Source organism: Leptotrichia sp. oral taxon 847, assembly GCF_001553645.1.
In the GTDB taxonomy this organism is placed as follows: domain Bacteria; phylum Fusobacteriota; class Fusobacteriia; order Fusobacteriales; family Leptotrichiaceae; genus Leptotrichia.
On sequence record NZ_CP014231.1, the window covers coordinates 1,748,807 to 1,761,377 of the forward strand.

Here is a 12,571-nt window from a genome sequence, read left to right on the forward strand (position 1 = left end):
CAAAAAAATGAAAAAGAATATTGATTTAAAAAGGCAGAAAAAAACTGTACTTTTTGATGCGCTAAAAGAACACTTAAATAATAGAGTGGTAAGATTTGATGTGCCAGGACACAAAGGTGGACGCGGAAACAAAGAATTTAGAGATTTTATTGGGATCCATGCCATGCAAATGGATGTCAATTCTATGAAGCCGCTGGATAATTTGTGTCATCCAACTTCCGTCATAAAAGAAGCACAGGAAATAGCAGCTGAAGCTTTTGGGGCAAAAGAAGCCTATTTTATGGTAAGCGGAACTACAGGAGCAGTACAGGCGATGATTATGTCAACTTGCAGAACTGGCGATAAGCTTATAATTCCTAGAAATGTCCATAGAAGTGCCATAAATGCCATGGTTGTCTGCGGTGCAGTTCCAGTTTATATAAATCCTGGACTAAATAAAAAATTGGGAATTTCACTTGGAATGTCGATAAAAGATGTGAAAAAGGCAATTAAAGAAAATCCTGACGCAAAAGCAATTTTAGTAAATAATCCAACTTATTACGGAATTTGCTCGGATCTAAAATCTATTGTGAAACTGGCACACGAAAATGGGATGTATGTGTTAGTTGATGAAGCGCACGGAGCACATTTTTCCTTTGATGAAAATTTACCAATTTCAGCTATGGAAGCGGGAGCTGATATGGCAGCAATAAGTATGCACAAAACAGGTGGTTCTCTTACACAGAGCTCCATTTTGCTGAGTGGAGAGAAAATTAATGCCGATTATGTGCGAAAAATAATAAATTTGACTCAAACTACAAGTGCTTCGTATTTACTTATGGCTTCACTTGATGTAGCAAGAAAAAATCTTGTCATAAACGGTCGAGAATTATTTGAGAAAACTGTAAAATTTGCTGAATACGCACGAAGTGAAATTAATAAATTGGGCGGTTATTATGCTTATGGGAAAGAACTTATTGACGGAGATGCAGTTTTTGACTTTGACACAACTAAACTATCCGTTTATACAAAAGATATTGGACTTGCGGGAATTGAAGTTTATGATATTTTAAGAGATGAATATGGGATTCAGATTGAACTTGGAGATTTGGGGAATATTTTGTCGATAATTACTGCGGGAGACAGAGGTCTTGAAATCGAGCGGCTTATTTCCTCACTTGCAGAAATTAAACGTTTGTACTCAAAAAATTCCGAAGGGATGTTTGACCACGAATATATAAATCCAAAAGTTGTCATGACTCCTCAAGATGCCTTTTATTCTGAAAAAGAAATGATTCCAATTTTAGATAGCGTTGGAAGAGTGAGCGCAGAATTTGTAATGGCTTATCCACCAGGAATACCAATTTTAGCACCTGGAGAAAAAATTACTGACGAAATTATCAGGTATATTTCTTATGCAAAGGAAAAAGGCTGTCTTTTGACGGGAACTGAAGATATGCATGTCGACAAAATAAATGTGGTTTTGAAAAAATAATTTTTATAAAATAACAAACAATAAAAGAAAAGGAAGTGAAATTAAATGTTCAATAGATTTAATAAATTTTTTGACTATCTTTTATTTATAGAAGGAGGTTATTCCAATAATCCTTACGACAAAGGTGGTGAAACAAAATACGGAATAACAAAAGAAACTGCCAGAAGTTATGGATACAAAGGGGAAATGACAGATTTGACAAAAGCTCTTGCACAAAAAATTTATGAAAAGAAATATTACAAAGCTTATAAAATTGACAAAATTAAAAATGATAAAATGGCTCTTAGTATCTTTGATTTTGTCGTAAACTCTGGAAAATATGGAATAAAAAAAGCGCAGGAAGCTATAAATAAAGTTTATAAAAAAAATGTTTTAACAGCCGATGGAATAATAGGTCTTCAGACAGTCAAATATTTAAATTTGGTAAATTCTGAAAAATTTTTATCAGAATATCATAAATTGCAAATTGAATACTATAATGCAGTTGTTAAAAACAATCCTAAGCAAAAAGTATTTCTGGCTGGATGGCTAAACAGAGTGAAAAGAAAAGAAAATTATTTGAAAAATGTATAAAAATGAAAAGAAAAGTAAAAAAAATGAAAGTGAAAAAAATTGAAAAGTAAACAAAGAAAGGAGCTTGTATAATCTAACTATATTATACAAGGAAAAACTATGGAACTTTGGTATACTGAAGAACATACGAAAAATGTCCGTTTTTCAATAAAAGTTGACAAACAGCTAGTTAGTTTTAAAAGCGAGTTTCAAAGAATAGATATTTTTGAATCGAAGGAATTTGGGAGATTTTTAACATTAGACGGATTTATGATGCTCACAGAAAAAGATGAATTTATTTACCACGAAATGATAACTCATGTTCCAATGGCAGTCAACCCAAGTGCAAAAAAAATATTGGTAATCGGCGCTGGGGACGGCGGAACAGTAAGGGAGCTTGTAAAATATGACCACATTGAAAAAATAGATATGGTTGAGATTGATAAAGCCGTAGTTGATCTGTGTCGAAAGTTTTTGCCATCAACTGCTTGTAAATTGGACGATAAAAGAGTGAATATCTACTACGAAGACGGTTTGAAATTTGTCCGTTCAAAATATAACGAATACGATATTGTAATTGTCGATTCCACAGATCCTTTTGGGCCTGGAGAAGATTTATTTACAAGGGAGTTTTATGGAAATTGTTTTAATGCGTTAAAAGACAATGGAATACTTGTCAATCAGCACGAAAGTCCTTATTATGAAGCTGATGCAATTGCATCAAAAAGAGCAAATAGACAATTAAGAGCTGTCTTTCCATTTGCAACAGTTTACCAATTGCACATTCCAACATATCCATCAGGACACTGGCTTTTTGGATTTGCTTCAAAAAAATATAATCCAGTAATCGATTTAAGAGCTGATATTTGGAACAATTTTGGAATAAAAACAAAATATTACAACACAGAACTTCATAAGGGAGCTTTTGCACTTCCAAATTATGTAAAGGAACTGATTAGTGATTAGTTAATTTTAAAAGTATTTTAGACTTAAAAAATAGAGAGTAAAATAAATTTTGAGTTGAAATTATGGGAATAATAGTGTATTATATTTGTATAATTTAATTTTAAAGGAGAGTTTACAATGAGTAAAAAATATAGTGTAGCAGTCGTAGGAGCGACTGGATTAGTGGGAAGAACTTTTTTAAAAGTGCTAACAGAGAGAAATTTTCCAGTGGGAGAATTGTATCTTTATGCGTCAGCCAGATCAGCAGGGAAAAAAGTTAAGTGGAACGGGAAAGAATACACAGTTATCGAGCTAAAAGATGAAAATATAAGAGATGACATAGACGTGGCTCTGTTTTCTGCAGGTGCTAAAGTTTCGCATGAATTTGCACCAAAATTTAGAGATAAAGGTAGTGTAGTAGTGGACAACAGCAGTGCTTGGAGAATGGACAAGAACATTCCGTTAGTAGTGCCAGAAGCAAATCCAGAAGCATTAGAAAATCATCCAGGGATTATCGCTAATCCAAATTGTTCAACAATTCAAGTGATGCCAGTACTAAAAGTGTTACAAGAAAAATACGGATTAAAAAGAGTAATTTATTCAACTTACCAAGCTGTAGCAGGTTCTGGTCAAAAAGGACTTGACGATTTGGAAAATAATTTAAAAGGAAAACCATCAACAAATTATCCACATCAAATCGCTTTTAATGCACTACCGCACATAGATGTATTTCTGGATAACGGATATACAAAAGAAGAAGAAAAAATGATAAATGAAACTAGAAAAATCTTAAATTTACCAGATTTAAAAGTTACAGCAACTTGTGTGAGAATTCCAGTTAAATTTGGACACGGAGTATCAGTAAATGTTGAATTAGAAAAACCTTTTGAACTGGCAGATGTCATAAAAGCGTTTGAAGAAAAAGAAGGAGTAGTCGTTCAAAATGATGGAAAAAATAATATTTATCCAATGCCAATAATCGCACAGGATACAGATGAAGTTTATGTTGGAAGAATAAGAAGAGATGACACCGTTGAAAATGGTCTTAATTTATGGGTAGTTGCTGATAATATAAGAAAAGGTGCCGCTACAAACACAATTCAAATTGCAGAAACATTGATAAAAGAAGGAAAATTATAAAAATAAAAAAAGATAATGCAATGGAAATTAAAAAAAATTTTTTCAAAAGTACTCGTAAACTTAGTATTTATATCTTTTTGAAAAAAATTAGAAAACTAATAAATAATTAAAGAAAAATGTTGAAATTTTTTTGAAAATAGTGTAAAATAGTAATCGATGAAATAAAGCAAAACAAAAATGAGAAATTTAGGAGATATAATGGCTAAAAAAGAAGAAAAAATTAAAAAAACAAAATTAACTTTAACTGACGAAGAAATAAAAGATTTAAATGAAGAAGGAATAAAAAATCTTTTAATCAATAAAGCAATTTTGGAAACAGCAAAAAAATATAAATTTACAGATGAAGAAAAAGAAGAATTTGAGTATTTTTATAAAAATGAAAAAAATAAATTCTTTATTGCAAAATTAATTGAAGATAAAATTGTAGTAAATGAAAACGATGTTACAGAAATTTATACTAAAAATAAAGCAAATTTCGATGCACAAAATATCACATTTTCACAGGCAAAAGAAATTATTCAAAGAGATTTGTTAAACCAGCAGGTAGCAACTCTTGAAGCTGAAGAATTGGACAAATTAGTTAAAGAAATGGACGATAAAGTAGAAATTACAAAAGAAGAAATTTTATTTTCTAAAGGAAATTCAGAAATTTTAAAAACATTAATCGTTGGGAAAATAATTGCTAAAAAAATGGATGAAAAAAACTTTGAAGAAAAAAACAAAAAAGATTTTGCAATTATTAAAGATAATGTTTACATCAACTATTACTTGGATTTACAAGTTAGAAAAAATGTAAAAGTAACTCAAGAAGAAATTTCAGAAATTTATGAAAAAGAAAAAGCAAAATTAGGAAATGTAACTCCAAACAGTGCATACCAACAAATTGCAAATGGTTTGTTAAATAACAAAGCAGTACAGGAAAGAAATAGCTTAATTGACCAAATTGCAAAAGATTATAATGTAGAAGAAGTTACAAAAGAATATATTAAATAATATAAAAAAATAAACTATATCTAAAAGGCATTAAGCCAATTTTTAAGATATAGTTTTTTTATTATTTAAGAGTGTTCATAATTTTAATAATACATAGTGCAGAATAACTTTTTTTATTTATTGCATAAAAATTAAATATGTGCTATTATATTAAGTGTAAATAAAATATAATAAAATTAAATAATAAAACTAGTTACAAGGGAGTCAATAAATTGACTGAGAAAAGGATGTGAGCCTTGACCTTTTGACCTGATTTGGATAATGCCAACGTAGGAAGTAAGAAAGTTTATTTTAGATTACAAAGTATATACAAATTAGGTATATACTTTTTTTGTATTTGGAGGAAAATATGAAAAATGTATTGTCAATAGCAGGTTCAGATTGCAGTGCAGGAGCGGGAATACAAGCTGACTTGAAAACTTTTGTTGCAAATGAAGTTTATGGAATGACGGTTATTACAAGTTTAACTGCACAGAACCCGCAGAAAGTAAAGATGATAGAAAATGTCTCAATAGAGATGTTAAAAAGTCAGATAAAAGCAATATTAGATACTATAAAAGTTTCTGCCATAAAAATTGGAATGATAAATACTAGAGAAAACGGGAAAATAATATATGAATCTTTATTGAAATATAAAGCAGAAAATATAGTTCTTGATCCTGTGATGATTGCGACAAGCGGAAATTCTTTAATAAAAGATGAAACAAAAGACTTTTTAGTAAATAAATTATTTAAACTGGCGGATATAATTACACCTAATTTAGATGAAACAAAAGAAATAGTAAAAATAATTTTAAAAAATGAAAATATTGAGGACATAAATAGCATAGAAAAAATGAAAACTTATGGAAAGATAATTGCAGATTTTACTAAAAAATGGGTTCTTGTTAAAGGGGGACATCTTTCAAATAGTGCAGTGGATATTCTTATAAATAAAGAAAAAGTATATGTTTTAAAAGGAGATCAACTATGATTTGTCAAGCCCTTTTTAAAAAAAATTTTTAAATTTTTGATCTTGAATTTTGGGCGAATTTAAATTAACCTATTGAAAATAGATTTTCTTAAATATTTTGTATAGTTTTTTTTAAATAAGTTGCTCAGCGTCAAATGAAATATTATCTTTCATAAGTTTGTAAATAACTCTTACAAGCTTATGGGCAACATGACCCAGTGCCTTGTAATGATTTTTCCCCTGTGAACGTTTAAGAGCATAGTAATTACTGAAAACTTCATTGTTTCGGACAGCATTCCAGGCAGTGTAGATTAGGGAATATCGTAAATATTTTGAGCCACGTTTTGACATTCGGCATGATAAGGCTCTGAACTGCCCTGACTGTCTGACTTTAGGATCTAAGCCTGCAAATGCTAATAGCTTTGAAGGGGAACGGAATCTTGATATATTTCCGATTTCTCCCAGAATGCAGGCACAGGCAACATTGCTTATGCCGGGAATAGACAGAATAACAGGTTTAAGCTTTTCAATGATGGCATTGATCTGCTTTTCAGTATTCCTTATCTGCTCTTCCAGCAGCTCAATAGAGGAAATCAGCTGTGAAATATGAAAACTTAAGGAAATGTCCTCAAAACCGACAGAAGATCTAGCCTGACTTTTGATAATATAGGCAGTCTTTTCACAGAAATGCCCCCTGGAATTAGTTTTTAAAATATTTGTTAAAACATCAATTCCTAAGGCGGCTATTTCTTCTGAAGAAGGATATTTCTTCAAAAGGGCATAGACAGCTTTAGAGTGGATGCCTGAAGGCAGCAGGTACTGAAGCTCAGGGAATATGGAATCGAGATTTCTGGTCAGCAGAATTTTGCATTTACTTTTCTGTTTGACAAGGGAATCTCTGATTCTGTTGAGTTTTTTCAATGAAAGATATTCAATATCGCTCTGTGTAACGAGAGAGTATTCACGGGAAAGCAGCATTTTAGCGATATTGATGGAATCAATTCTGTCGTTTTTAGAATCCCTGCCATAAGATTTTCTAAAATTGGCGACATTTGAAGGATTGACCAGAGTGACATTAAACTTTCTGTTAAAGAAGAAATTAACAAAATTGTCAGAATAGTGTCCAGTAAATTCAAGAGCAATAACAATGTCGTCTTTAGGGATGGACTTTATTTTATCAATTAAGGAAAGAAAGCCCTCAAGACTGTTTTTGAACATAAAATTAGAAAAAACGATATTTCCATTGTCAGAAACAAGGGAAGCAACGTGGTTGAGCTTGGCGATATCAATGCCTAAAAAAAACATAAGATCACATCCTTTAAGAAGAAATAGGGGAACTGTAGGAACCGCAAAGTTTTATCAGGCGCATTCTTGCTAAACATAAAAATTTAAAAACTTATCCAACTATAAGGGTTAAAGATAAAACAGCGGCAATAATCTCCTTTGAAAAGTAGCGAGAGCTCCTTAAGAAAAATAAAAAGTCCGCAGTTTCCCTAAAATAATTATACAAAATAAGGGAAGAGAAAAGCAATAGGAACAGAAAAGAAAAAAATAAGAAATATAAAGAAAGGAGTGTGTGGTATTTTATATAATTATTTATATATTTATCATACAAGAAAAAATTTTTAATAACAATACTCATGGGACTGGTTGCAGTTTATCTTCAGCTATTGCTTCTAATTTAGCTAAGGGCTATTCTATGCTGGACTCAGTTAAGAAAGCTAAGAATTTTGTTTTATGTTCAATAAGAAATTCAGTAGATTTTGGAGAAATAGGTGGGACGGTAAATCAAATGGGTGAAATATATAAAAATATTGATATAGAAAAACTTTATTAAGGGGAATATATGGACTTAAAAGATTGTAAAATTTATTTAGTAACCGATGAAAAAGCCTGTCTTGGAAAAGATTTTTATAAATGTATAGAAGAAAGTATCAAAGGTGGAGTAAAAATAGTTCAGTTAAGAGAAAAAAACAGCTCTACAAAAGACTTTTATGAAAGGGCATTAAAAGTAAAAAAAATCTGCAAAAATTATGGAGCATTATTCATTATAAATGACAGATTGGACATAGCACAGGCTGTTGAGGCAGATGGAGTTCATTTAGGACAAACTGATATGCCAATAGAAAAGGCAAAAAAGATTTTAAAAAATAAATTTTTAATTGGAGCAACAGCAAGAAATGCAAAAGAAGCTAAAAAAGCAGAATTATCAGGAGCAGATTACATTGGAAGCGGAGCTATTTTTGGAACAAATACAAAAGGCAATGCAAAAAAATTAGAAATGGAAGATTTAAAAAAGATAGTAAATAGTGTAAAAATACCAGTTTTTGCAATAGGAGGAATAAATATTAATAATGTATGTATGTTAAAAAATATTGGACTGCAGGGAATATGTGCAGTTTCAGGGATATTATCAGAAAAAGATTGTGAAAAAACAGTAAATATTATGTTAAAAAATTTTATTTAATACAAGGAGATGATATTATTATGTATAAAACACAGATGGAAGCTGCTAAAAAAGGTATTTTAACAAAGGAGATAAAAATTATTGCAGAAAGCGAATCTATGGATGAAAAAATTTTGATGGAAAGAGTGGCAAAAGGTGAAATTGCTATTCCTGCAAATAAAAATCATAGCTCTCTTTTAGCAAAAGGAGTTGGAACAGGTTTATCTACAAAAATAAATGTAAATTTAGGAATATCAAAGGATTGTCCTAATATAAATAGAGAATTGGAAAAAGCAAAAGTTGCCATAGATATGAAAGCAGATGCAATAATGGATTTAAGCTCGTTTGGTAAAACAGAAAAATTTAGAAAAAAATTAATCGCTATGTCTACTGCAATGATTGGAACAGTTCCTGTTTACGATGCAATTGGCTTTTATGATAAGGAATTAAAGGATATAAAGGCAGAAGAATTTTTAGATGTGGTAAGAAAACATGCAGAAGATGGAGTGGACTTTGTTACCATTCATGCAGGGTTAAATAGAGAAGCAGTAGAACTTTTCAAAAGGAATGAAAGAATAACTAATATCGTTTCAAGAGGAGGTTCGCTTATGTATGCCTGGATGGAACTTCACAATGCTGAAAATCCTTTTTATGAAAACTTTGATAAACTTTTAGATATTTGTGAAGAATATGATATGACAATAAGTTTAGGAGATGCACTAAGATCAGGCTGCTTAAATGATGCAACAGATGCCTGTCAGATAAAAGAATTAATAACATTGGGAGAATTGGCAAAAAGAGCTTGGAAAAGAAATGTTCAAATAATAATCGAAGGACCAGGACATATGGCAATAGATGAAATAGAAGCAAATGTGAAGTTAGAAAAGAAGCTTTGCCACAATGCACCTTTTTATGTCCTAGGACCATTAGTAACAGATATTGCACCAGGCTATGATCATATCACTTCAGCAATTGGTGGGGCAATAGCAGCTGCAGCTGGAGTTGATTTTCTATGTTATGTAACACCAGCAGAGCATTTAAGATTGCCAAACTTAGATGATATGAAAGAAGGAATAATAGCATCTCGTATTGCAGCCCATGCCGCCGATATTAGTAAAAAAGTTCCAAAGGCTATTGACTGGGATAACAGAATGGCAAAATATAGAGCAGATATAGATTGGGAAGGAATGTTTGCAGAATCAATAGATGAAGAAAAAGCCAGAAGATATAGAAAAGAGTCTACTCCTTAAAATGAAGATACTTGTACTATGTGCGGAAAAATGTGTTCTATGAGAACTATGAAAAAAATAATGTCAGGTGAAGATGTAAATATTTTAAAATAGGAGTGTAAAATGGCAAAAATTAACGGAAAATATGAAGAAATTAACAATATTAACTTGCTAGATTATTTAACAAAAAATAAATATAGAACAGATAGAATTGTTGTTGATTTCAACGGAAATATAATAAAAAAGGAAGATTTTGAAAAAATTAATATAAAAAATACAGATAAGATAGAAATCGTATGTTTTGTTGGTGGAGGTTAATATATGGATTTAAAAGAAGAAGATTTGCTTAAAAGAAATGTGAAAGGTACATTTGAAAAATTAAAAAAGACAAAAATCTGTATTTTAGGCTTGGGAGGATTGGGTTCAAATGTGGCGGCTTTACTTGCAAGAGCAGGGATAGGATATTTAAAATTAGTAGATTTTGATGTTGTTGAAGCAAGTAATTTGAACAGACAGCAATATAGAGTATCTCATATAGGAATGAAAAAAACTAAAGCTATAAAAAATATTATAAAGGAAATTAATCCTTTTGTAAAAGTTGATATTCTAGATACAAAAGTGGATAAAGAAAATATATCTTCTATAGTTAAAGATATAAAAATTATTGTAGAAGCCTTTGATAGAGCTGAAACAAAAGCTATGGCAATAGAAAAATTACTGACAAATAAAAATAAAATAGTTGTATCCGCATCTGGAATGGCTGGTTTAGGCTCATCAAATGAAATCATTACAAGAAGAGTTAGAGATAATTTTTATTTGATTGGGGATAATTATTCAGATTATGAAGAATATTCGGGCATTATGTCAACTAGAGTTATGATCTGTGCTGCACACCAAGCCAATATGGCTTTAAGATTAATATTAGGAGAAGAAAAATGAAAGATAGTTTTAAACTTGGAAATAAAGAATTTAATTCAAGATTTATCCTTGGGTCAGGTAAGTATTCAAATGAATTAATAAACAATGCTATTAATTATGCAGGAGCAGAGATAGTGACTGTTGCAATGAGAAGAGCTATCAGTGGAGTTCAAGAAAATATTTTAGACTATATTCCTAAGAATATAACTTTACTCCCTAATACTTCTGGTGCAAGAAATTCCGAAGAAGCAGTGAAGATAGCAAGACTTGCAAGGGAATGCACTCAGGGAAATTTTATAAAAATTGAAGTTATAAAAGATAGCAAATATCTTTTGCCAGATAACTATGAAACTATAAAGGCAACTGAAATATTAGCAAAAGAAGGCTTTATTGTAATGCCTTATATGTATCCTGATTTGAATGTTGCAAGAGCTTTAAGAGATGCAGGAGCAAGTTGTATAATGCCTCTTGCAGCACCAATAGGCTCTAATAGAGGCCTGATAACAAAGGAATTTATACAGATTTTAATAGATGAGATAGATTTACCAATAATAGTTGATGCAGGGATAGGGAAACCTTCTCAAGCTTGTGAAGCAATGGAAATGGGAGTAACCGCAATTATGGCAAATACTGCAATAGCAACTGCAAATGATATTCCAAGAATGGCAAAAGCCTTTAAGTATGCAATACAAGCTGGAAGAGATGCTTATCTTGCAAAAGTAGGAAGAGTTTTGGAAAACGGAGGCTGTGCCTCTTCACCGCTTACAGGATTTTTAAATGAGGTGGACTAATGAAACTAGAAAACATTAACTCAGAAATTTTGAATAAAGTAATAAATAAAATAAATGATTATGACTACAATTTTTTTTCAGATGAAGAGATAAAAAAAGCCTTAAATAAAGATTATTTATCCACAAGAGATTTTCAAGCACTGCTATCTCCAAAAGCTATAAATTATCTTGAAGAAATGGCACAAAAAGCAAAAGAATGCAGAAAAAGATATTTTGGAAATTCTGTCTATATGTTTACACCCCTATATATCTCAAACTATTGCGATAATTATTGTGTTTACTGCGGTTTTAACTCGCATAATAAGATAAAAAGGGCTAGATTAAATTTTGAACAGATAGAAGCTGAATTAAAGGAAATAGCAAAAACAGGTTTGGAAGAAATACTTATACTTACAGGAGAAAGTGAAAAATATTCCAATATTGAATATATTGGAAAGGCTTGTAAATTAGCAAGAAAATATTTTAATAATGTAGGAATCGAAATATATCCTGTAAATGTGAAAGACTATAAGTACCTAAATTCTTGTGGAGCAGACTATGTAACAATCTTTCAAGAAACATACAACGAAGAAAAATACCAAAAATTACATTTAGAAGGACATAAAAAAGTTTTTTCATATAGATTTAATTCACAGGAAAGGGCTTTAATGGGGGGATGAGAGGTGTTGCTTTTGGAGCATTGCTAGGGCTGGATGATTTTAGAAAAGATGCTTTTTCAACAGGTTATCATGCTTATCTCTTACAAAAAAAATATCCTCATGCAGAAATTTCTATTTCTTGTCCAAGATTAAGACCTATTATCAATAATCTAAAAATAGAACAAAAATTTATCAGTGAAAAAGACCTGTTCCAAATTGTATGTGCATATAGACTATTTTTACCTTTTGCAAATATAACAATATCTACAAGAGAAAAGTCTAATTTTAGGGATAATATAATAAAAATAGCCGCAACAAAAATTTCGGCAGGAGTGGATACAGGAATAGGTGCTCATAGTGAATGTTCAAATAAAAAAGGTGACGAGCAGTTTGAAATAGCAGATAGAAGAACAGTAGCCCAAATATTTGAAAAGATAAAAAGTGAAAATTTACAACCCGTGATGAACGACTATATTTATTTAAAGGATTAATT

General features: G+C 30.7%; 10 protein-coding genes, 4 pseudogenes and 1 riboswitch. Of the genes and pseudogenes, 13 read left to right on the top strand and 1 reads right to left on the bottom strand.

The window, feature by feature from the left end; translation table 11 throughout:
- Positions 1 to 7 precede the first annotated feature (7 nt).
- From AXF11_RS08125 to thiD, 6 genes and pseudogenes are all read left to right on the top strand, one after another.
- Complete coding sequence (locus tag AXF11_RS08125; protein ID WP_068156939.1) at positions 8 to 1,474, top strand: aminotransferase class I/II-fold pyridoxal phosphate-dependent enzyme; 1,467 nt, start codon at positions 8 to 10, stop codon at positions 1,472 to 1,474.
- 45 nt (positions 1,475 to 1,519) lie between these two features.
- Complete coding sequence (locus tag AXF11_RS08130; protein ID WP_068156941.1) at positions 1,520 to 2,047, top strand: glycoside hydrolase family 108 protein; 528 nt, start codon at positions 1,520 to 1,522, stop codon at positions 2,045 to 2,047.
- A gap of 99 nt (positions 2,048 to 2,146) precedes the next feature.
- On the top strand, positions 2,147 to 2,992 hold the full coding sequence (gene speE / locus AXF11_RS08135) for a polyamine aminopropyltransferase (RefSeq protein WP_068156944.1): 846 nt from the start codon (positions 2,147 to 2,149) through the stop codon (positions 2,990 to 2,992).
- A 117-nt stretch (positions 2,993 to 3,109) separates the two neighbouring features.
- Positions 3,110 to 4,111 (top strand): aspartate-semialdehyde dehydrogenase, encoded by a 1,002-nt coding sequence (locus AXF11_RS08140; RefSeq protein ID WP_068156948.1) that lies wholly within the window; start codon positions 3,110 to 3,112, stop codon positions 4,109 to 4,111.
- Between the two features lie 198 nt (positions 4,112 to 4,309).
- Entirely contained in the window at positions 4,310 to 5,104 is a 795-nt protein-coding gene (locus AXF11_RS08145; protein ID WP_068156952.1) for a viral A-type inclusion protein, read from the top strand.
- A gap of 187 nt (positions 5,105 to 5,291) precedes the next feature.
- Positions 5,292 to 5,397: riboswitch (TPP riboswitch) on the top strand.
- 56 nt (positions 5,398 to 5,453) lie between these two features.
- Positions 5,454 to 6,074 (top strand): annotated as a pseudogene (gene thiD / locus AXF11_RS08150) (bifunctional hydroxymethylpyrimidine kinase/phosphomethylpyrimidine kinase); the annotation flags it as partial.
- Positions 6,075 to 6,188: 114 nt separating this feature from the next.
- On the opposite strand, the gene AXF11_RS08155 reads toward thiD, so the two are convergent.
- Positions 6,189 to 7,361, bottom strand: coding sequence for an IS110 family transposase (locus AXF11_RS08155; RefSeq protein WP_068156953.1), 1,173 nt, complete (start codon positions 7,359 to 7,361; stop codon positions 6,189 to 6,191).
- A 307-nt stretch (positions 7,362 to 7,668) separates the two neighbouring features.
- On the opposite strand from AXF11_RS08155, the pseudogene AXF11_RS08160 reads away from it, so the two are divergent.
- The 7 genes and pseudogenes from AXF11_RS08160 to thiH all read left to right on the top strand — a co-directional run.
- A pseudogene (locus AXF11_RS08160) lies at positions 7,669 to 7,893 on the top strand (bifunctional hydroxymethylpyrimidine kinase/phosphomethylpyrimidine kinase); the annotation flags it as partial.
- A 9-nt stretch (positions 7,894 to 7,902) separates the two neighbouring features.
- A complete protein-coding gene (gene thiE, locus AXF11_RS08165; RefSeq protein ID WP_068156957.1) occupies positions 7,903 to 8,523 on the top strand; it encodes a thiamine phosphate synthase in 621 nt (206 codons plus the stop codon).
- Positions 8,524 to 8,543: 20 nt separating this feature from the next.
- Positions 8,544 to 9,845, top strand: a pseudogene (gene thiC / locus AXF11_RS08170) (phosphomethylpyrimidine synthase ThiC).
- Positions 9,846 to 9,854: 9 nt separating this feature from the next.
- Entirely contained in the window at positions 9,855 to 10,049 is a 195-nt protein-coding gene (gene thiS / locus AXF11_RS08175; RefSeq protein ID WP_018499107.1) for a sulfur carrier protein ThiS, read from the top strand.
- 3 nt (positions 10,050 to 10,052) lie between these two features.
- Positions 10,053 to 10,670, top strand: coding sequence for a sulfur carrier protein ThiS adenylyltransferase ThiF (thiF, locus tag AXF11_RS08180; protein WP_068156960.1), 618 nt, complete (start codon positions 10,053 to 10,055; stop codon positions 10,668 to 10,670).
- Complete coding sequence (locus AXF11_RS08185; RefSeq protein ID WP_068156963.1) at positions 10,667 to 11,440, top strand: thiazole synthase; 774 nt, start codon at positions 10,667 to 10,669, stop codon at positions 11,438 to 11,440. Before thiF ends, AXF11_RS08185 begins: the two co-directional genes overlap by 4 nt.
- Positions 11,440 to 12,569: pseudogene (thiH, locus tag AXF11_RS08190) on the top strand (2-iminoacetate synthase ThiH). The gene AXF11_RS08185 and the pseudogene thiH overlap by 1 nt, the downstream one beginning before the upstream one ends.
- Positions 12,570 to 12,571: the final 2 nt, after the last annotated feature.